The following is a 19,831-nucleotide window of genomic DNA, read 5'->3' as shown; positions in this document are numbered from 1 at the left end:
AAAGTACGCATCCTCATGCACCCGGCCCCGGGAGCAGGGCGAAGATCTCCGCGAGTGCCCGTTCCGGCTCGTCCTGGCGGACGACGCGGATGTCGACACGCCGGAATGCGGCATTGGGCGTCGAACTGATCTCCTGACGGCAGACGAGACTCAGCGTGCCCTGCGAACACGCCTCGCTCGTCACCCCCGTCGGCGGAAACGCGTGAACCGCGCGCAGATAGGCAATGCGGTTTTCAGCCGACAGCTGTGCCAGGAGGCGCCAGCGCAGTTCGGCATCCGCGCGGGCCATGACGCCCATCGCGCGAACGCCCGCGAGCAGCGAGACCGCGACGATCACCAGGGCGACCAGCACCTCCACGAGCGTGAAGCCCCCCGGCGAACGAGCACCGGTCGCGGCACCACGATCACCGGCTCTCATGCCAATTCCTCATCGCGCCGGCGTCGAAGACGAAGCGGCCATCGGCACCGGGGTGACGGCGCCGAATGCATCCACTGCGACACGCACTGCGCGCGCGGGTGTCGTGACGGTGATCTCCACGGCATCGAGAAGGGGCTCGCGCCCGAAGTCGATCGCGGCGGGATGCACGGCAAGGACGGGGAAGGACCAGGGACGGCGGCGCAATGCATCGTCCAGATTCTCCTGTCCGGCGGGACCGGCCACGACGAATCCGTAGCCCGATGCATCGGCCTGCCAGCGCACCGGCCGGCCGGTTGCCCGCGCCGTGTCCTGGGCGAGCCTGAACAACGCTCCGAGGCGGGCGATCTCCTCGTCGGTGCGCCGATCGGTCACCGGTGCGACGGAAATCGCGATGGAAACGGCAACGAGTCCCGCAATGGCCAGCGCGACGAGCAGTTCGAGCAACGCGAACCCGCGCCGCCGGAGCTTCACAGGTCCCAGGAACCCACGTCTGCATCGGCACCCGTCCCGCCCGGCTGACCGTCGGCGCCCAGCGAGAACACATCGATCTCGCCACGAGCTCCGGGAATCAGATAGGCATACGGACGGCCCCAGGGATCCTTGGGAATCTTCTCGAGGTAGGACTTCCAGTTTGCCGGCACCGGCTCGGCCTGCGGCCGCGCCACCAACGCCTGCAACCCCTGTTCCGCCGTCGGATACCGGCTGTTGTCCAGGCGGTAGAGCTTGAGCGACTGAAGGATCGTGGCGATGTCCTGCCTTGCAGCAGTGGCCCGGGCATCATCCGTGCGGCCGACCACACGCGGCACGACCAGCGCCGCAAGAACGCCGAGAATCACGATGACCACCATCACCTCGATCAGCGTGAATCCTGCCGAAGAACGCTGTCGCATTCCGGCCCGGCAACGAGGTGACTTACACTGATACTGAACGCTGCCGCCGCGCACCGGCTGACCGTGGCCCATCGTCCCTTCGCCTTTGGCTTTCATCGACATGTTCTTGCCAAACGAACCTTTCGTTCCCTCACGGCTGCCACGGCCCGGACTCCCTCGCGACAAGGCGGCACATCGATCCCCGTCAGACCCGTGACCATGACATCTGCCTTTCACAGGATGCTCAATGCCGCCCTGCTTCTCTCCTGCGTCGGCGCCGCCACTTACTGGAGTTTACAGCTGTCGTCGGGTCGTGAGACGCCCAAGCAACTGGTGCCGCCGCCGTCGCCAGCCCCCGTTGCCCGTTCGGTGCCTGTCGATGCCCGACCTCTGGCGGCACTCTTCGGAACGAACGCTCGGCCCGGCACCGAGACGATCCGTCTCGTCGGAATCGTGGCGTCGGGCGGAGGCGGCATCGCGGCTCTGCACATCGGCAGCGGTCCGCCGCAGCTCATCCGGGTCGGCGACCGTCTCGACGATGGACGGATCGTGGCGTCCGTCGAACCGACGCAGGTGACCCTGGAAGGGCCGAAAGGCCGCGAGTTCCTGGTGCTTGCGCCCCCTCCTCCGGCCCCCGGCATCGAGACCCGGCCGGCGCGGCCCTGACCTCGGTCAGTTGTTCGGCGCGCCACCCACGATCCAGTTGAGGAACACGTTGTAGTTCGAGAAGTCGCCGGTGTGGAATCCGGGCTGGGGGGCCATGGATCCTGCATTGCAGCCGAGCGACGGGCACTCCAGCAGCCGGCTGCCGGACGGATTGGTCGTGTTCGCACTCGAGGGATCGCTCACGAGCGCTCTCAGCAGGACCCGGTTGTAGAGTGAAGTGCCATTCGTGTCCACCGCGCTGTCCCAGTAGGGTTGACCTGCCCCCAGCGCCACGGCCGGCACCGGGCTGGACCCCCAGATGTGGCAAGACCCGCATTGGGCTCCGTCCTGCAGGAGTGTACGCACCGCGGTGAACGTGGATCCTGCCGGAACGCCCACCGTGATGGTCCTCGATGCGACGTCCGGACCCAGCCCGTTGTCGACCGACAGCTGCACGACATAGGTGCCCGTGCGATGGACGGTCAGTGTCGTCGTCTGCGAACTGGCACTGGCGACGGAAGCGGCGAACGTGCCGGTCGCGTTGGTCGGCTGAGAGACGATCGACCACGAATACGTGAGCGTGCCGGGACCGGAGCTGCCGCTGCCGTCGAGCGTCACCGTTCCCGCCGGAACACCCGCGAGTGCGTTGCCCAGCGGATTGGCAAAGCTCACGGCGACCGAGCCCGAACTGCCGGCGTCGGCCGTCACGTTGGGGCCGGCACTGGCGATGGTGATGCTGTTGGTGGCCGCGTTCACGTTCGTTCCATCCACGCCTGTGACGGTCAGGCGGACCTGGATCGTCGAACCGATGGCCGCAGAGGACACCGTCAGACTGGTGGACGAGCACGACGTCGGACTGCCCAGAGTCGCCGTCCCGCTCATCACCTGCCAGGCGCAGCTCGCCGGATTTCCCGTCGCCGTGCTTGTGAGCGTCGACGACCCTGTGAGGGGCGTACCGCTGAAGGATATCGTCGCGGTGCTTCCGCTCGACGGCGTGAAGCTCGCGGACATCGCGGTTTCGTTGACGGTGATCTGGCGAGTCGCCGTGGAGGTCGTGGTGCCGTCCGTGGCCGAGAGTTCCACCACGTACACGCCGACGTTCTGCACTCTCAGCGTCGCCGTGCCGGTGGATGCGTTGGCGCCTACGACGGACGCCCCGCCGGGCCCGGAGACGATGGACCAGGAGAAGGAAGTGGCGCCGATGCTCTGGCTGCCGTCGAGCGCAATATCGGCCGACGCCGGCGAGCCGGTGAAGTTGACTGTGTGCGAACTGGCTGCACCGGCGTTGGCGGCGACGCCCCCCACGGGCGCACCGTTCAGGATCCAGTAATAGAGCTTCGAATAGTTCGCCAGGCCCGCTGCGGTACCCAAGTCGAGCACGGTACCGCCGTTGTGGTGCTGGCCGGAGGGTTTGCGAAGGAGCGGGCTGGCCGTGATCTCCGTGAAGTTGATCCGGCCCAGGAGTTCCTTGTGGAACCAGGTGTCGTCGGTGGCATTGGTGACGGCATCCTGGTCCCGGTCGATGCTGCCGTAGAAGATGGGCGGCGGTGGGGAGTTGCTGGAAACGTGGCAGCTTACGCAGGTCTGGCTGCCGGAGTGGATCTGATTGCGGAGGATGTCCTTGACCGTGGCGAAGCGGATGGAAGCCGGATCGGGGAAAGCACTGCTCACGGTCACGACGATGGATCGGGAATCCGACTGGCCTGCGGACCCCACCGTGAGCCTCACCGTGTAGTTGCCTGCGACCGTTGCATGGAATGTCGCCGTCGCGGAGCTTGCGTTCGCGAGGGTCGCATCGCCCCCACCCGGCGATGCCGTCACGGCCCAGGCGTAGGTGGATGCGAACAGGCTGTTCGTCCCCGACAACGTCGCGTCGAATCCCGACGCGACCATTCGGCTGGGCCCGGGGTCTGCGACCGGGCGCCCCGGACGCAGCGGATTGCCGCTGGCGTCCGTCGCGCTCTGCGCGCCCAGCACCGTGTCGATGTATGCGGCGAGTGTGGCCACTGCCGTGGAATCGTTCCAGAAATCCTCGTAGACGAGCAGGGCGAGCGGCATGTTGCCGCGGTCGAACACGTGGGTCTTGATGCGGTCCGCGTACCCCTGGAACTTCGCCAGGGTGGAAAGATCGATCTCATCCTGTGCCGCGGTGCCTCGCATGAGGTGGCATGTCCGGCAGTATGGAACCACCACCGAGCGGTACAGATTCGCATTGCCTGACCATCCCGCGGGCACGTACGTGTCGTCGAACGTCGCGCCGGGCATGCCGTTTCCGCCATACCAGTCCTTGACCATCTGCGCCGCCGTGCCCTGCCATTCCGACGATGTCGCGGCACGCCGGCACGTGTCCTCTGCTCCCGCGGCTGCGCCGGCCCGCGGATAGGTGCACAGGATCCACTGGTTGAAGTCCTTCAGTTTCGCTTCCTCTTCCGCCCTGGTCCATCCGGGCGCCGCGGAGAACTCGAACGTGTTGACCCGGAACGGCTGCATCTTGCCGTCCATGTCACCGCGCTTCTTGCTGGCGGAGTAAGGCGTAAAGGCAAAGCGTGGCTGGCTGGCGCCGTCGGGGGGCGTAAGCGGATCGGCGCGGCCACCATGGCAGGAGATGCAAGGCCCCGGCATGGCTTTCATGCCCTTGCCGTCGAGATCGACCGCAAGCTGCCGTTCTCCCGTCGTGGGCGAGTAGTTGTAGAACTTGGCGAACTTCACCGTCGGGTCGCAGGCTGCGGGATCCTTCGCCGCATCGCAAGCGGATGCACTGTACTCGATGGCCTTGACGCCGATGTGCCACCGCTGGTCCCTGGCCACCGCGGCATCCGTATTGAGGGCCCCGTAGTTGCCGGTGACGGAGCTCACGTCGTAGTTCTCCACGAGGAAGGCGATCGTGCCATCGCCGTTCATGCGCCCTGTCATGCGCCGCCCGTAGCCGAGATCCTTCACGTCCCGGAAGACGACTGTGTGCTCCTGTCCTCCCGTGCCGAAACCGTTCGCCGCGCGGAACTTGGCCAGGGTATCCCGCCCATCCGCCGGATCGATCGCCCGGTAGTACGCCTGGGCATAGCCGTTATCCGCCGTCTCGAAACTGCCGCTGCTTTCGATGGGATTGGGAAACAGCAGGAACCGGTCGATGCCGGTGGGGATGCTGCTCACCGAAGACGCCGGCTGGTCGCCGGAATTGCCCTGCGAGCATGCCCCAAGGACGGCAGGAACGATGCAGCACGCGGCGAGCCGGACGAGTCGAAGTACAGGGCGCATCATGAGGCGGAGTCCTGGAGTGGGGCCGATCCCGGCGGGGCAGGTCTGAGCGATGCCAACGTCACCGCGTGCATTGATGAGACCTTTCCTAGAACCTGGCGAGGTATGCGAGATTGATCTGGTTGGCCACGTAACGGATGCCCTGCGTGCCGTAGTACGCAGGGACGTTGCTCGGTTCGGAACGGATCCAGCGATACGACAGATCGAGCGAATGGGCCGTGCCGAAAGGGAAGTTGTAACCCACGGTCGCAATCACGGTGGCTGCATGAAACCGGTAGGCGAAGCGCGTGCGGTCCATGAACACGTCGTCCTGCACGAGCGCGTTCGCCAGATTGATCATGGGAAGAGACGGAACACCGACCGACACCACGTCTCCTCGCCGGTACTCGCCGCCAGCGTAGAGCGTGTGACGGCCGAACAGGGTGTAGTCCAGGTTGAGCCGGCCGGACCAGTCGTTTCCATCGAAGACGATGCTCTTGCCGTCCCTGTGCGAAAACTGCACGGCGGCCTGTGCCTGGATGCGGTCCGTCAACGGCTTGCGTACCGAGAGGCCGACGGCCAAGCGGTACCCATCGCGCAGCGTGGAATCGAACCAATCGCCGGACCACCGCACGTAGAAGGCGTAAGTCGGTGCGAGGAATGCGCCGGAAGGCCGAAATTGCAGGCTGCTGCCAACGTTGATGCTCGCCCGGTCCAGCCCCGGATAGTCCAAGAACTTCTCGCCGGTGACGCCGGCATTCAGGGCAAGGCGAATGCGCTGCGAGAGACTGAAGTTCCGGCCGGCCGAAGCAGTGACGGCAAAGCTCTGGTCGGAAACAACATCCGAACTGTTCTGGCGCGCGCGGGTGACGTTGTCGTCGTACTGATAGCCGGCTTCCAGCCGCAATCCCAGGCCCTGTCCGTGTGCGGCGCATGCCCAGCACAGCAGGAGGGCACCGGGAGAAAGCCGTTTCGCTCTACGAATTCCGGATGCGGCTCCGGAGGCCTCGAATTCTGATCCGGCGCCGGGCGCGCGAACGGCGCCCCGGAGCTCGCGTGTCTTGGGGTTGTTCTCGTCCACGCCCGCCTTCCAGGGAAAGGTGCTGGCGCGGATGGTACGGATAGTCGACCGTCATTTCCAGCACCGCGCCAAGTGAGTGCCGGAAAATCGAACGGTCGGACACGCGGCGTTCGACGCCCGATGGTCGTGGCGGGTCAGGAGGCCGGCTTGGCGGGATCGATGGAAGGCGTGAATGCGTCCGAATAGAACTCCTCGTCCGGAAGCCCGCAACGGGTGGTGAAATCGCGATGGGCAGATTCGACGACGACAGGCGCGCCGCAGGCGTAGACCTGGTGGCCGGACAGATCGGGATGATCCTCGATGACGGCCGTGTGCACGAATCCGGCGCGGCCGGTCCACTCGTCCGAAGGTTCGGCATCCGAGATCACAGGCACGAAGCGGAAGTTCGAATGAGCGCTTTCCCAGCGCCGCGCGAGGTCGCTCATGTAGAGATCGGACGGACGCCTCCCCCCCCGGTACAGTTCCATGGGACGGGTGATGCCTGCGTGGAAGGCGTGCTCGATGATCGCCTTGATCGGCGCGAACCCGGTCCCGCTCGCCACGAAGATCATCGGCTTGTCGGAGTCCTCCCGCAGGAAGAACGTGCCCAGGGGGCCCTCGAAGCGCAGGATGTCCTTTTCCTTGAGGGCGTTGAAGACGTACTCGGTGAAGGCCCCGCCCTTCATGTTGCGCACGTGCAATTCGATGTGATCGTCGTCGTGCGGCGGATTGGCCATGGAGTACGCCCGGCGCTTGCCGTCCCGCATGATGATCTCGAGATACTGCCCGGCGAGGAACTGGAGCCGCTCGTTCGCCGGCAGCTTGAGCTTGAGCACGACCACGTCCCCGGCGGGTTTTTCGACGGACTGGACGCGGCAGGGGAGCTTCTTGACGGGAATGTCGCCGACACCACCGATCTCGCGGGCGTCGATCACGACGTCACCTTGGGGCCGGGCACAGCACAGCAAGGTGTATCCCGCCTGCTTCTCCCCGTCCGTGAGCGTGTAAGGCTGGTGATTGCCATGATCGACCGAGCCGCCGACGATCTTGCACTTGCAGGATCCGCAGGCACCGTTACGGCAGCCGTAGGGCAGCGTCAGGCCTGCAGCGAGTGCGGCCGCAAGAATGGTTTCCCCCTCGGCGACGTCGAACGAGTGGCCGGACTTCTGGATCGTGACTCTGGACATGATGGCGGATCGAGTGAATCGAAACGGATCGGCAGCGACTCCGATCAACTAGAATGACCGTGTATGAGAAGACTTCTGATCGTCGGGTGCGGAGACGTCGGGCTGCGACTGCTCGGACTGGTTGCAAAGCGCTACAGGGTCTATGCACTCTCGCGATCCGACGCTCGAGATCGTCAGTTGCGCCTGCACGGCGCGATTCCCGTGCGCGGCGATCTCGACGATGCGTCCACACTGACTCGATTGTCGGGAATCGCCGAGGACGTCGTTCACCTCGCACCGCCGCCGGCGAGCGGCGCTCGCGATATGCGCACCTCACATCTGATTTGCTCGCTGGCAAGCGCGTCGAGTCTACCACAGCGTCTCATCTACATGAGTACGACGGGCGTATATGGCGATTGCCGGGATGCATGGGTGGACGAGACACGGCGTACGCATCCGCAAACGGATCGCGCCAGGCGCCGTTGCGATGCCGAACGGCAGCTTCGCGCCTGGACGGGGGTATCGGGCATACGTCTATCCATACTGAGAGTGCCCGGCATATATGCCGCCGACAGATTGCCGCTGGAACGGCTGAGATCGGGGACCCCCGTGCTGACGGCCGATGCCGACCCGTACACCAATCACGTGCATGCCGACGATCTCGCCCGCGCAGTGGTCGCGGCGCTCGCCCGCGGGAGATCGGGCCGCGTCTATAACGCAGTGGATTTCACGGAGATGCGGATGGGGGAGTACTTCGACATGGTGGCGCAGGCATTCGGGCTCCAGGTCCCTCCCCGGGTCACGCTTCCCGAAGCTCGCCGGCGGCTCCCGCCCATGCTGCTTTCCTTCATGACCGAATCGCGGCGGCTGCATAATCGCCGCCTGGTCGAAGAACTGCGCTTCGGCTTCCGCTATCCCACGGCCCGGGACGGTGTCCTGGCCGCGCTCTCGCAATACTGACGCCTTCCCCTCGATGAGTTCAGACGTGCTTCTTGTCCTGACGACCACCCCGGATGCGGAGGTGGCAGACCGTATCGCCAAGGCGTTGGTCGAACATCGGCTGGCTGCCTGCGTGAACGTCATGCCGGAATGCCGATCCATCTATCGTTGGAAAGGGGCCGTGGAGGAGTCCCGGGAACATCTCCTGGTGATCAAATCCACCCGGGCGAACTTCGCCGGGCTCTGCGCGGCGGTGCGGGACATTCACCCGTATGAGGTCCCCGAACTGCTGTCGTTTCCGGCCGAGAATGGCCTGCCTGCCTACATGGACTGGATACGGGAGGAGACACTGCAAGATGGCTGACCGGCATACCCCGAGAATTCTCGGTGCGTGCGCACTGGCTGCCTGCATCGGCGCCGTGACCGGGAGCGCCGCCGTCCATGGCGCGACGCCCGAGCTGCTCGAGTCCTCGAAGGCATTCGCCGCGTCCGCGAGCCTGGGGGATCGCGCCATCGTCGTGCGCTATGCGATCGCGGACGGTTACTACCTGTACCGGAACAAGTTCAAATTCCGCCTCGATCCGCCTGGCGCCCAGGCCGCAGGAGCGGCACTGCCCAAGGGGGAGATCAGGCAGGACGAGTTCTTCGGCCGTGTGGAGATCTACCGGGGAACGGTTTCGCTGCGGATCCCCCTGCAACCCGGCACCGCAGCAGGCGCATTGACGGTTCGGGCGATATCCCAGGGGTGTGCCGATGCGGGCGTGTGCTACCCACCCCGTGAAGACGTGCTGGTTCTGGACCGCCGCACGGGCGAGTCCGTTCCCGCACAGGCAAAACCCGGTTCCGGCCGGTCGCTCGTCGAAGAACTTTCCGGAGGCTCGCCCTCTTCTCGCTGATTTCATTCATGACCAAGACACAAAAGGCCTTCCTCTTCATGGGCGTGGCGTTGATCGCGCTGGTTTCGGGGCTGTACTTCCGCGAAATGGGTACCGGGTCGCGACCTGTCGCCGTCGCCCCGTCGGTGTTCGAGACATCCCTGGCGACCCTGGAGGGAGGGAAGGCCACCTTGCGGCAATGGCACGGCAAGGTTCTGGTGGTGAATTTCTGGGCCACGTGGTGCGCGCCGTGCCGGAAAGAGATTCCCGACTTCATCCGCATGCAGGACGCCCTGGGTCCGAAGGGGAGTGCAATTTGTCGGGATCGCCATCGACGAGGTCGAAGCGGTGAGAAAGTTCGTCAAGGAGGTGGGACTGAATCACCCGACCCTTGTCGGGGAAATCGACGGTCTCGAGCTTGGAAGGCAACTGGGCAACGAACTCGGCGCGCTGCCTTTCACGGTGGTTTTCGATCGGGAAGGCAACGCGGTGCGAAGCGAGCTCGGGGGCACCAACGAAGCACGACTCAAACCCCTGCTGGAAGAGCTGCTGTAGCGTATCCCGCGCCAACTTGCGGGGATTTCTGGACAAACGCTCCCGAACTGCGGCAAACTCCTGCGCCTGACGTTGCTGCCGATACGGCCGCGACCTTCGGAGAAGCCGCCGATGATCAGTCGCCTGCTGGTGCTACACGGACCCAACCTGAACCTGCTCGGTCGCCGCGAGCCAGAGAAGTACGGAACCACGACCCTGGAGCAGATCAACGCGAAAATCCGCGAAAAAGCGGCGAACGCGAAGATTGACGTCGATATTCTGCAAAGTAACCAAGAGGCCGAACTGATTGGCCGGGTGCAGCGCCTGCTCGACGACCCGGTCGATTTCCTCATCATCAACCCGGCTGCGTTCACCCATACGAGCGTGGCCTTGCGCGATGCCATCGCCGCCGTCCGGGTTCCATTCGTCGAAGTTCACCTGAGCAATGTGTTCGCACGGGAACCGTTCCGGCATCACTCCTATTTCACCGATATCGCGGTCGGCATGATCTGCGGCCTCGGCCCCAAGGGCTATGAGCTGGCCGTGGACTACGCCCTCTCGCGCAACTGAAAGGACACCCATTCCATGGACCTCCGCAAGGTCAAAGCCTTGATCGATCTCGTAGAGAAATCCGGGATTTCGGAGCTCGAGATCACGGAAGGCGAGGAGAAGGTTCGCATTTCGCGTTCGACGGTCGCCGTGCCGATCGCAATGGCCATGGCTCCCCAGGCTCCGGCAAGCTATGGGGTGATGCCGGCAAGCGCCGCACCTTTGGCCGGGGCCTCCGCGCCGGGACCGGAATCCGAAGGCAAGGGGGTCGAGAGCGCCCCCGAACCGGAAGGCCACGCCGTGAAGTCGCCCATGGTCGGCACCTTCTACAGATCTTCTTCCCCGGGAGGCAAGCCGTTCGTGGAAGTCGGGCAGACCGTATCCGAGGGCGATACGCTGTGCATCATCGAGGCGATGAAGCTGTTGAACGAAATCGAAAGCGACAAGTCCGGCGTGGTGAAGGCCGTGCTGCTCGAGAATGGCCAGCCCGTCGAATACGGCGAGCCGCTGTTCATCATCGGCTGATCACGTCCGGACGCCTCGCGTCCGGGCCTGCCCGGCACCCCATCCGGTAACGACCTCCCTATGTTCGAAAAGATCCTGATCGCCAACCGAGGCGAGATCGCCCTGCGGATCCAGCGGGCCTGCCGCGAGTTGGGCGTCAAGACGGTCGCCGTGCATTCCGAAGCGGACGCCGACGCCAAGTATGTCCGTCTCGCGGACGAATCGGTCTGCATCGGCCCTGCCCCCTCGGGGCAGAGCTATCTCAACGTTCCTGCCATCATCAGCGCCGCGGAAGTGACGGACGCGGAAGCCATCCATCCCGGTTACGGGTTCCTGTCGGAGAACGCCGACTTCGCCGAACGGGTGGAGAAGAGCGGTTTCGTGTTCATCGGCCCCAGACCGGAAACGATCCGCCTGATGGGCGACAAGGTGAGCGCCAAGCAGGCCATGATGAAGGCCGGCGTCCCCGTCGTTCCTGGCGTGGAAGGCTCCCTGCCCGACAATCCGGCCGAGATCGTCAAGGCCGCGCGCACGGTGGGTTACCCGGTGATCATCAAGGCCGCCGGCGGAGGTGGTGGTCGTGGCATGCGTGTCGTGTATACGGAAGCCGCGTTGCTGAACGCAGTGAACACCACCCGGGCAGAAGCCCAGGCGGCGTTCGGCAACCCGATGGTCTACATGGAAAAGTTCCTCGAGAATCCGCGCCATATCGAGGTGCAGGTGCTGGCGGACGAGCATCGCGGGGCCGTTTCCCTGGGCACCCGCGACTGTTCCATGCAGCGTCGGCACCAGAAGATCATCGAGGAGGCGCCAGCACCGGGTCTGTCGCCCCGGGAACTGGTACGCATCGGCGACCGCTGTGCGGAGGCCTGCAAGAAGATCGCCTACCGGGGTGCCGGCACCTTCGAGTTCCTCTACGAGAAGAACGAGTTCTACTTCATCGAGATGAACACCCGGGTCCAGGTGGAACATCCGGTCACGGAAATGATCACCGGCATCGACATCGTGCAGACCCAACTGAGGATCGCCGCCGGAGAAAAGCTGCCGTTCCGCCAGCGCGACATCGAGTTCCGCGGGCATGCGATCGAGTGCCGCATCAATGCCGAACATCCTTACAAGTTCACACCATCTCCCGGCCGGATCACGTCCTGGCATGTGCCCGGCGGTCCTGGCATCCGCGTGGATTCCCACGCATTCGCGAACTATGTGGTCCCGCCGCACTACGATTCGCTGATCGGAAAACTCATCGCCTACGGGGCAACGCGCGAACAGGCGATCGCCCGCATGCGCGTGGCGCTGTCCGAGATGGTCGTCGAGGGGATCCAGACGAATCTGGCCCTGCACCAGGACATCATGCTGGACAGTGCGTTCCTGCGCAGCGGCACGAGCATCCACTATCTGGAGCAGAAACTCGCCCAGGGCAATCGGGGCGAGTGATTCGAACGTTCCGCCCATGGCCATGAACTGGCAGCGGGTTCGCGTCGTGGTGAGGGCCGATGAAGCGGATGCCCTGGGCGACGCGTTGCTGGAGGCTGGCGCACTGTCCGTCGACGCGGCCGACGCGGAAGCAGGGACTTCCCGGGAACGCCCGATCTTCGCCGAACCCGGCGCCGATCCTGCGACTTGGGCCCGGACCGAGATCTCGGCGCTCTTCTCCGCCGGCTTCCCCGCCAAGGAAGCGTTGGCGGAATGCTGTGCGAACGAAGGAATCGAGCCTGCCTCCACTGTGATCGAGGACGTCCCCGAACAGGATTGGGTACGGCTCACCCAGAGCCAGTTCGAACCCGTGCACGTGTCCGACCGCCTGTGGATCGTGCCGACATGGTGCGAGCCTCCGGAGTCCGACGCGGTCGTCCTGCGGCTCGATCCGGGCCTCGCGTTCGGTACCGGCACCCATCCGACGACTCGTCTTTGCCTCATGTGGCTCGACCGGAACCTCCGCGCCGGGGAGACGGTGCTCGACTACGGCTGCGGCTCCGGGATCCTTGCCATCGCCGCGAAGTTGCTCGGTGCGGCGCGTGTGATGGGTGTCGACGTGGATCCGAACGCCGTGCGGGCAAGCAATGAGAACGCGCGCCTGAATCGGATCGAGGCGAGATTCGTGGAGCCGGATGCCGACGCCGGTCCTCCGGCGGACGTGGTGGTGGCCAACATTCTCGCCAATCCGCTGCGCGTACTCGCGCCGCTGATCGCGGGTCACTGCCGCCCCGGCGGACGAATCGTTCTATCGGGCATACTCGAACCGCAGGAAGACGCCGTGGCCGACGCCTACTCTGCCTGGGTCGATTTCGAAGCCCCCTCCGCGAGGACGGGTGGGTCTGCCTGTCCGGCCGCCGGCGCTGATCGGCAGCCATGTTCACCCGGTGCACCCACTGCAACTCGGTGTTCCGAGTCACCTTGCCGCAATTGCAGAGCTCGGGTGGCCAGGTGCGCTGCGGACAGTGTGGCGGCGTCTTCGACGCCTTCGTGCATCTGACCGCGATCGAGCCCACTTCCACGCCGGAAGGATTGCAGGCGACCCGGGACGCCCCTCCGACGGACCCGATATCGATCGAAACCGCCGAGGGCTCGGACACTGCGGTCATCGAGTCCGAGCCGGAGGGATCGTTTCACTGGCCCGGCCCTTCGGATGGTCCGGCGCCCGGGTCCGGTGAGCCTTCCCCTGAACCGGCAACCGACACCGGGATCGGGGAAGACTCCGCGCCGCAGACGGCGGCTGGGGCCGCCGATCCGTCGATATCGCCGGAATCGGCACCTCCCGAGCCTGCGTTTCTCGACGAAGAAGACGGGGATCTGGATTTCGTTCAAGCGTCGGGGGAGCCGCGCCAGACCGAGTCATCCCCTGACCCGGAAGCAGGCATCGACGAACCGGAAACTCCGTCGGCGGATTTCGAACTCCCGGATCTGGTGGAGCAGCACCCCGATCTGGTTCCGCCCATGGCGACCCGGCCGCGCACCGCGCAGCGGCTGGCTGTTGCCGCCGTCATCCTGCTTGCCCTCGCCCTCCCGGTCCAGCTCTTTGCCTACTTCCACAGCGACCTCGCGATCCTGTGGCCGGCCTCGCGGCCGTTCGTGGAGGCCATTTGCCGGCTGACAGGCTGCCGCGTCGAGCTTCCGCGCCTGACCGACCGTCTGGTCATCGAAACCTCGGATCTGCAGGCACTGGATCCTGCTCGCCCCAATCGCGTGGTGCTGATGGCCACCCTGCGCAACGCCGCCCCGGTCGTGCAGGCGTTCCCATCCCTGGAACTGACCTTGACCGACTCGCGGGATCAGGTGGCCGCCCGACGGATGATCCACCCCGAGGAGTATCTCGAGCATCCCGGGCGAATGCGCCGCGGCATGGCCGCGAATGCGGAGATCGACATTCGCCTCCAGCTTGAAACCGGTGCCGTCGAGGCCTCCGGCTATCGGATCTACCTGTTCCACCGCTGAGCCGGTTGCTGCTTCGCACTCACAGGTCGAAACAGACAGTGAGCCGAGCCCCCCCCCCGGACGCACCTGCCGGCCCGCGACAAGTTAGGTGCCCGGCCGGCCGTCGAATGCAAGTCTTGTCGCTCCAGGACAGGGTGTGCATACTGCTTCGCATTCGCGGCGCCCGTCTCTTGCGGAAAGCGTTCCACCCTTCTCATCGGGCGCCGCCTCCCTGCACGCGTGCGAATGTCATACACCACCTGAACCGGAGAACCATGGCTACAGTCACATTGAAGGGCAATCCCGTCACCGTCGGCGGCCATCTGCCGAAAGCCGGCGACACGGCCCCGGATTTCCTCCTGACCGGCAAGGATCTCGCCGATGTCGCCCTCACCTCGTGGAACGGCAAGCGAAAGGTCTTGAACATCGTTCCGAGTCTGGACACTCCCACCTGCCAGAAGTCGACTCGCGTCTTCAACGAGAAGGCTTCCGCGATGGACAATGCCGTCGTGCTGGTGATCGCCGCCGACCTGCCGTTCGCCATGTCGCGCTTCTGCGGCGCCGAGGGACAGTCGAACGTGGTCACCCTTTCCACATTTCGCGGCAGGGACTTCCACCAGAAGTACGGTGTGGACATCGCCGACGGCCCGTTGCGAGGCCTGACTGCCCGGGCCGTCGTCGTACTGGACGAGAACAATCGTGTCCTGCATTCCCAGCTGGTCCCCGAGATCGCGACCGAACCCGACTACGACGCGGCGTTGAAGGCACTCGGCTGAGCAGGCCGATCGCAGTGGGTCGCGGGCCGGCCGCGATCATGCAAGTGAACGCTGTGCAACTTCGCCTCGCGGGGTCCGTTCCATGTCTGCCTTCATCTTCGCCAATGTCGACGTCACGGATCCTGCGGGCTTCGCGACCTACCGCGAGCTCGTGGCCCCCACGATCACGGAGGCAGGTGGCCGTTACCGCGTACGCGGCGGCAGCGTGCAAGTCCTGGAAGGGGCCTTCGTCCCCAAACGGGCTGTTCTCCTCGAATTCGACTCCATGGACGCAGCACTGGCGTGGTATCACTCCGACGCCTATGCGGCGGCGCGGGCGCTCCGGCAACGGAGCGCCGTCACCGATGTGGTCCTGATGGAAGGCGTCGACTGACCGTCGGACATAGCTGGCACGGTCGCCGCTTGTAACCTGCCCTCAACCCTGGGCATCGCGAACGCCAAGGTGTTTTGGAAAAAAATCATAGACTTTCGGCACAAATGTCGTAAGATGTTCAAATGACGCGACTAACTGCCGATAACACAATGAATTAAGGCCCCGCGATCGCGACGATGAGCAAGTTCTCGATCTGGAAATCAGACTGGTTCCTGGCGATCGCGATCGCCGTGGTCATGCTCATTCTGTCGCGGGGCGAAATGCTCCAGGGGCTGGAGCGTCAGGCCTACGACATGGGTCTTCGGGCGACCGGGCACAGCGCAAGCGACAAGGTCGCCGTCATTGCCATAGACGACGTCTCGATCGCCAACATCGGCCGCTGGCCGTGGTCGCGCGACGTGCACGCCAAGATGCTCGAGAAGCTCGCCGAAGCCAAGGCAAAGGTCGTCGCGCACACCGTATTCTTCTCCGAACCCCAGATCGATCCGGGCCTCGCCTACATCAACAAGTTGATCGAGGCGTATCAGGTGATTCCCGATACCACAAGGGAACAGCTGCTGCCCATCGAGACGCTGCTGGCTGAAGCGGAAGGCGCCCTCAATACGGACCGCAAACTGGCCAATGCCGTCGCCGGAGCCGGCAACGTCGTGCTGCCGCTGGTCTTCGAACTTGGTGAACCCCGAGGCAATCCCGATGCGGCACTGCCGGAGTTCGTGCAGAAGAACAATCTGCCAGCCATAGAAGACAACGTCGGCGCTGCCGCCAATAGTCTCTACCCTCTGCCTGCCACCCACGTGCTCGTGCCGCTGGAAACCCTCGGGGCAGGGGCGGCGGGAGTAGGACACCTCAACGTGGCGCCCGACGTCGACGGCAGCATCCGTCAGGAACCGCTCGTCATCCGCTACTACGACAGTTTCTTCCCCTCGCTGTCTCTCGCAGTCGCCGCTCGCAGCCTGAATCTCTCGCCAAAGGACATCAAGGTGCAGTTGGGCGAAGGCGTGAAAGTGGGCAATCTGCAGATCCGCACCGATCCGCAGCTGCAGATGTACACGTACTTCTACAAGGACCGGGAAGGGAGATCCGCGTTCCAGGTCGATTCTTTCTACGACGTGATGAGCGGCAAGATTCCCGCGGACAAGTATCGCGACAAGATCGTGCTCATCGGGGCGACCGCGGCCGGGGTCGGAAGCACGCAGGTGACTCCGATCTCGCCGACCATGCCGCCCGTGCTGACCCTGGCGCATTCTGTCTCGAGCATCCTCCAGGAAGACTTCTTCGTGGCGCCTTCCTGGGGGCAATGGGTCGAGATCGCCGCATTCCTCCTGGTCGTCGCCTATCTGGCTTTGGCCCTGCCCAGACTCAAGGCGGGCGCTGCCGCAGGGCTGACGGTCGCCCTCGTCGTGGCGCTCATCGGCGCGCACTTCGTCCTCATGACGAGCCAGCTCGTCTGGATTCCCCTCATGGCGCCCGTGGTCCTGCTGATCGTCGGCCACCTGGCGCTCACGACCAAGCGCTTCCTCGCCACGGAGCGCGGAAAGATCAAGTCCGACGTCGAATCGGCGGAGTCGAACCGGATGCTGGGGCTCGCCTTCCAGGGCCAGGGCCAGCTCGACATGGCCTTCGACAAGTTCAAGAAGTGCCCCCTCAACGACACGCTGCTGGACAACCTCTACAACCTGGCCCTCGACTTCGAGCGCAAGCGGCAGTTCAACAAGGCACATGCCGTGTACGAGTACATGGCCACCTACAACCCGAAGTTCCGCGACCTCGAAACGAAGCTGGCCCGCGCAAAGCAGATGTCCGAGACCGTCATCCTCGGGGGATCTTCCGGCCGCACCAACGCATCCACCTTGATGCTCGATGGCGGTCAGGTGGAAAAGCCGATGCTCGGCCGCTACCAGGTGGAGAAGGAACTCGGCAAGGGTGCGATGGGCGTGGTGTATTACGGCCGCGATCCGAAGATCGGCCGCGTGGTGGCCATCAAGACGATGGCCCTGTCGCAGGAGTTCGAGCCTGACGAATTGCAGGACGTGAAGGAACGCTTCTTCCGTGAAGCCGAAACGGCCGGCCGCCTGAACCACGCGAACATCGTCACCATCTACGACGCGGGCGAGGAACACGACCTCGCCTACATCGCGATGGAATTCCTGACCGGACGCGATCTGACCCCGTTCACGAAACCCGGCACCCTTCTGCCGCTGCCGAAGACCATGAGCATCGTTGCACGCGTGGCCGAGGCGCTCGAATACGCCCACAAGCAGAACGTGGTGCATCGGGACATCAAGCCGGCGAACATCATGTACGACCCGGCCACCGACTCGGTCAAGGTCACCGACTTCGGAATTGCCCGCATCACCGACTCCTCCAAGACCAAGACGGGCATGGTGCTGGGAACGCCATCGTTCATGTCGCCGGAGCAACTTGCAGGGAGAAAGATCGACGGCCAGTCCGATCTCTTCTCGCTGGGCGTGACGCTCTACCAGTTGGCGAGCGGCGCGCTGCCGTTCCAGGGCGAGACCATGACGCAGCTCATGTACAAGATTGCGAACGAGCCGCCCGTCGACATCCTGAGCATCAACCCTGCACTGCCCGACTGCCTGGTGGCCATCATCGACCGCTGCCTCGCCAAGAACAAGGAAGACCGCTTCGGCTCGGGTGATGAGCTGGCAGCCGCCCTCCGAGCCTGCGCCGCGGGATACGCGGAAATCGACGTCAGCCTCTAGCCACATGAATCTTGCAAAGGCACTGGAGATCGCCAGCGCGACACATACCGGGATGGTCCGTTCGCACAACGAGGACGCCATCGCGACGGACGGATCCATCGGCCTCGTGGTCCTCGCCGATGGCATGGGGGGATACAATGCCGGGGAAGTCGCGAGCGGTATCGCAGTGGCGTTGATCACTTCGGAGATGCGGCAGGCGGTCGCGAAGACGAGTCTGCACGCGCTGAGCCAGGATGACGGCGACAATCAGGCGACGCGCCTGCTTCGTGGCATCATCAACAAGACGAACACCTCGATCTACGAGTCGGCCAACAGCCAGCCGCAGTACGCCGGCATGGGTACGACGCTGGTCGTGGCGCTTTACCGGGACAACCGGATGTCGGTGGCCCACATAGGCGACTCCCGACTGTACCGGCTGCGAAACGAGAAGCTGGAACAGGTCACCCGGGATCATTCGTTGCTGCAGGAACAGATCGACAGCGGCATGCTGACCAAGGAGGCCGCTCGCCGTTCGCAGAACAAGAACCTCGTCACGCGAGCGCTTGGAATCGAACCGGAGGTGGAGGCCGAAATCCACACCTACGACGTGCAGCCGGGCGACATCTATCTTTTGTGTTCAGACGGGCTCAACGACATGGTGGAGGACGATGACATCGAACTCACCCTCAATGCGATGGGCTCCAATCTGCCGCTTGCGGCGAACCAGTTGGTCCAGATGGCCAACGACAACGGTGGCCGCGACAACGTATCCGTGGTGCTCGTGAAGGTGAGCCGGGACTTCCCGGCGGCCGACACCTGGCTCTCCCGGGTCCTGTCGTGGTTCAAGTGAAGACGGGGACAGACTCTATGGCCAAGTTGATTCTCACGCTCGACGGTGTAGTGCTCAAGGAGTACGCGCTCACGAAGGAGCGGACCACCATCGGCAGAAAGGCCCACAACGACGTGCAGATCGACAATCTCGCCGTGAGCGGGGAGCACGCTGCGATCGTCACGATTCTCAACGATTCCTTCCTCGAAGACCTCGGCAGCACCAACGGTACGCTCGTGAACGGCCAGCCGATCAAGAAGCACTTCCTGCAGAACGGGGACGTCGTCGAGATCGGCAAGTACAAGGTCAAGTACGTGAACGAGCAGACCAGTACCACGACCGCCGCCGATTTCGAGAAGACGATGGTGCTGCGTTCGACACCGCGTACCGCGGAGCCGCGCACGGGCGATACCCAGACCGGGACGGGCACCCGGACCGACATCCGCCGGCCGATGACGGACACACAGACGAACGTTCCGCACACCGCGACCGGCCACCCGATGCCCTCCCCCATGTCGACCCATCCCGGATCGAACCCCATGGCTTCGGTGCCCGGGACGCTCGCCTCCATACCCGGCATGTCTCCTGCCCCTGCGGCCGCCACGCAAGGCGTCATCCAGATCCTTTCCGGTCCGAATGCCGGCCGGGAACTTCCTCTGATCAAGGCCTTGACGACTCTGGGCAAACCGGGCGTGCAGGTGGCGGTGATCGCCAAGCGCCCGCAGGGTTTCTTCATCACCCACGTCGAGGGCGCACAGTTCCCGATCGTGAACGGCAAGGTGCAGGATGCCCAGGCCCACCTGCTGCACGACCATGACATCATCGAGTTGGCAGGCGTCAAGATGGAGTTCTTCTTCAAGCCCGCCGCCTGAGCGTATCCGACTGTGCGGCACGCCTGAGCGGCGCAATTCCGAGTCCTTGCGCGGGCGGCGAGAGGCGTTGCC

At 64.5% G+C, this 19,831-nt stretch carries 20 protein-coding genes and 2 pseudogenes; 16 read left to right on the top strand and 6 right to left on the bottom strand.

The genetic code is table 11. The annotated features are described in order from the left end of the window. Positions 1-13 precede the first annotated feature (13 nt). The 3 genes from gspI to gspG are packed head-to-tail and all read right to left on the bottom strand — an operon-like array spanning position 14 to position 1,308. Positions 14-418, bottom strand: a complete 405-nt coding sequence (gspI, locus tag IPK20_06915) for a type II secretion system minor pseudopilin GspI (GenBank protein ID MBK8016471.1) — start codon at positions 416-418, stop codon at positions 14-16. A gap of 9 nt (positions 419-427) precedes the next feature. Further along, complete coding sequence (locus IPK20_06910) at positions 428-889, bottom strand: prepilin-type N-terminal cleavage/methylation domain-containing protein (GenBank protein MBK8016470.1); 462 nt, start codon at positions 887-889, stop codon at positions 428-430. Further along, complete coding sequence (gene gspG, locus IPK20_06905) at positions 886-1,308, bottom strand: type II secretion system major pseudopilin GspG (GenBank protein MBK8016469.1); 423 nt, start codon at positions 1,306-1,308, stop codon at positions 886-888. The genes IPK20_06910 and gspG overlap by 4 nt, the downstream gene beginning before the upstream one ends. A gap of 192 nt (positions 1,309-1,500) precedes the next feature. Here gspG and IPK20_06900 point away from each other — a divergent pair, with 192 nt between their 5' ends. Next, entirely contained in the window at positions 1,501-1,953 is a 453-nt protein-coding gene (locus IPK20_06900; protein ID MBK8016468.1) for a hypothetical protein, read from the top strand. 6 nt (positions 1,954-1,959) lie between these two features. Here the strand turns inward: IPK20_06900 and IPK20_06895 are convergent, their stop codons facing one another. The 3 genes from IPK20_06895 to IPK20_06885 form a co-directional block, all read right to left on the bottom strand. Further along, entirely contained in the window at positions 1,960-5,190 is a 3,231-nt protein-coding gene (locus IPK20_06895; protein ID MBK8016467.1) for a hypothetical protein, read from the bottom strand. 85 nt (positions 5,191-5,275) lie between these two features. Next, complete coding sequence (locus tag IPK20_06890; protein MBK8016466.1) at positions 5,276-6,247, bottom strand: hypothetical protein; 972 nt, start codon at positions 6,245-6,247, stop codon at positions 5,276-5,278. Positions 6,248-6,381: 134 nt separating this feature from the next. Next, positions 6,382-7,416 (bottom strand): CDP-6-deoxy-delta-3,4-glucoseen reductase, encoded by a 1,035-nt coding sequence (locus tag IPK20_06885; protein ID MBK8016465.1) that lies wholly within the window; start codon positions 7,414-7,416, stop codon positions 6,382-6,384. Between the two features lie 60 nt (positions 7,417-7,476). Here IPK20_06885 and IPK20_06880 point away from each other — a divergent pair, with 60 nt between their 5' ends. The 15 genes and pseudogenes from IPK20_06880 to IPK20_06810 all read left to right on the top strand — a co-directional run bounded on the left by IPK20_06880 (position 7,477) and on the right by IPK20_06810 (position 19,759). Continuing rightward, a complete protein-coding gene (locus tag IPK20_06880; protein ID MBK8016464.1) occupies positions 7,477-8,352 on the top strand; it encodes an NAD-dependent epimerase/dehydratase family protein in 876 nt (291 codons plus the stop codon). Between the two features lie 13 nt (positions 8,353-8,365). Then, a complete protein-coding gene (locus tag IPK20_06875) occupies positions 8,366-8,695 on the top strand; it encodes a divalent-cation tolerance protein CutA (GenBank protein MBK8016463.1) in 330 nt (109 codons plus the stop codon). After that, complete coding sequence (locus tag IPK20_06870) at positions 8,688-9,227, top strand: protein-disulfide reductase DsbD N-terminal domain-containing protein (protein MBK8016462.1); 540 nt, start codon at positions 8,688-8,690, stop codon at positions 9,225-9,227. Before IPK20_06875 ends, IPK20_06870 begins: the two co-directional genes overlap by 8 nt. Positions 9,228-9,235: 8 nt before the next feature. Then, positions 9,236-9,475, top strand: a pseudogene (locus IPK20_06865) (redoxin domain-containing protein). 40 nt (positions 9,476-9,515) lie between these two features. Beyond that, positions 9,516-9,761, top strand: coding sequence for a hypothetical protein (locus IPK20_06860; GenBank protein MBK8016461.1), 246 nt, complete (start codon positions 9,516-9,518; stop codon positions 9,759-9,761). A 111-nt stretch (positions 9,762-9,872) separates the two neighbouring features. Beyond that, positions 9,873-10,310: a type II 3-dehydroquinate dehydratase gene (aroQ, locus tag IPK20_06855; GenBank protein MBK8016460.1), complete on the top strand. Its 438-nt coding sequence runs from the start codon at positions 9,873-9,875 to the stop codon at positions 10,308-10,310. A gap of 15 nt (positions 10,311-10,325) precedes the next feature. After that, positions 10,326-10,814, top strand: coding sequence for an acetyl-CoA carboxylase biotin carboxyl carrier protein (locus IPK20_06850; protein MBK8016459.1), 489 nt, complete (start codon positions 10,326-10,328; stop codon positions 10,812-10,814). Between the two features lie 60 nt (positions 10,815-10,874). Beyond that, a complete protein-coding gene (gene accC / locus IPK20_06845; GenBank protein ID MBK8016458.1) occupies positions 10,875-12,230 on the top strand; it encodes an acetyl-CoA carboxylase biotin carboxylase subunit in 1,356 nt (451 codons plus the stop codon). Between the two features lie 16 nt (positions 12,231-12,246). Next, positions 12,247-13,140 (top strand): annotated as a pseudogene (prmA, locus tag IPK20_06840) (50S ribosomal protein L11 methyltransferase). A gap of 35 nt (positions 13,141-13,175) precedes the next feature. After that, on the top strand, positions 13,176-14,228 hold the full coding sequence (locus IPK20_06835; protein ID MBK8016457.1) for a DUF3426 domain-containing protein: 1,053 nt from the start codon (positions 13,176-13,178) through the stop codon (positions 14,226-14,228). Positions 14,229-14,482: 254 nt separating this feature from the next. Next, complete coding sequence (gene tpx, locus IPK20_06830; protein ID MBK8016456.1) at positions 14,483-14,983, top strand: thiol peroxidase; 501 nt, start codon at positions 14,483-14,485, stop codon at positions 14,981-14,983. 82 nt (positions 14,984-15,065) lie between these two features. Further along, complete coding sequence (locus tag IPK20_06825) at positions 15,066-15,356, top strand: DUF1330 domain-containing protein (GenBank protein MBK8016455.1); 291 nt, start codon at positions 15,066-15,068, stop codon at positions 15,354-15,356. 176 nt (positions 15,357-15,532) lie between these two features. After that, entirely contained in the window at positions 15,533-18,079 is a 2,547-nt protein-coding gene (locus IPK20_06820; protein ID MBK8016454.1) for a CHASE2 domain-containing protein, read from the top strand. Between the two features lie 4 nt (positions 18,080-18,083). Continuing rightward, positions 18,084-18,908, top strand: coding sequence for a Stp1/IreP family PP2C-type Ser/Thr phosphatase (locus IPK20_06815; protein MBK8016453.1), 825 nt, complete (start codon positions 18,084-18,086; stop codon positions 18,906-18,908). 17 nt (positions 18,909-18,925) lie between these two features. After that, positions 18,926-19,759, top strand: a complete 834-nt coding sequence (locus IPK20_06810) for an FHA domain-containing protein (GenBank protein ID MBK8016452.1) — start codon at positions 18,926-18,928, stop codon at positions 19,757-19,759. The last annotated feature ends 72 nt before the right edge of the window (positions 19,760-19,831 follow it).

The sequence above is a fragment of the Betaproteobacteria bacterium genome, assembly GCA_016713305.1.
GTDB lineage: Bacteria > Pseudomonadota > Gammaproteobacteria > Burkholderiales.
This window is presented reverse-complemented; position numbering and strand designations above follow the sequence as displayed.

What these genes read in the sequence shown, in the direction of transcription:
- gspI (MBK8016471.1), bottom strand. Translation starts at nt 418, where the DNA reads ATGAGAGCCGGTGATCGTGGTGCCGCGACCGGTGCTCGTTCGCCGGGG.
- gspG (MBK8016469.1), bottom strand. Translation starts at nt 1,308, where the DNA reads ATGCGACAGCGTTCTTCGGCAGGATTCACGCTGATCGAGGTGATGGTG.
- IPK20_06895 (MBK8016467.1), bottom strand. Translation starts at nt 5,190, where the DNA reads ATGATGCGCCCTGTACTTCGACTCGTCCGGCTCGCCGCGTGCTGCATC.
- IPK20_06880 (MBK8016464.1), top strand. Translation starts at nt 7,477, where the DNA reads ATGAGAAGACTTCTGATCGTCGGGTGCGGAGACGTCGGGCTGCGACTG.
- IPK20_06875 (MBK8016463.1), top strand. Translation starts at nt 8,366, where the DNA reads ATGAGTTCAGACGTGCTTCTTGTCCTGACGACCACCCCGGATGCGGAG.
- IPK20_06870 (MBK8016462.1), top strand. Translation starts at nt 8,688, where the DNA reads ATGGCTGACCGGCATACCCCGAGAATTCTCGGTGCGTGCGCACTGGCT.
- aroQ (MBK8016460.1), top strand. Translation starts at nt 9,873, where the DNA reads ATGATCAGTCGCCTGCTGGTGCTACACGGACCCAACCTGAACCTGCTC.
- IPK20_06850 (MBK8016459.1), top strand. Translation starts at nt 10,326, where the DNA reads ATGGACCTCCGCAAGGTCAAAGCCTTGATCGATCTCGTAGAGAAATCC.
- accC (MBK8016458.1), top strand. Translation starts at nt 10,875, where the DNA reads ATGTTCGAAAAGATCCTGATCGCCAACCGAGGCGAGATCGCCCTGCGG.
- tpx (MBK8016456.1), top strand. Translation starts at nt 14,483, where the DNA reads ATGGCTACAGTCACATTGAAGGGCAATCCCGTCACCGTCGGCGGCCAT.
- IPK20_06825 (MBK8016455.1), top strand. Translation starts at nt 15,066, where the DNA reads ATGTCTGCCTTCATCTTCGCCAATGTCGACGTCACGGATCCTGCGGGC.
- IPK20_06820 (MBK8016454.1), top strand. Translation starts at nt 15,533, where the DNA reads ATGAGCAAGTTCTCGATCTGGAAATCAGACTGGTTCCTGGCGATCGCG.
- IPK20_06815 (MBK8016453.1), top strand. Translation starts at nt 18,084, where the DNA reads ATGAATCTTGCAAAGGCACTGGAGATCGCCAGCGCGACACATACCGGG.
- IPK20_06810 (MBK8016452.1), top strand. Translation starts at nt 18,926, where the DNA reads ATGGCCAAGTTGATTCTCACGCTCGACGGTGTAGTGCTCAAGGAGTAC.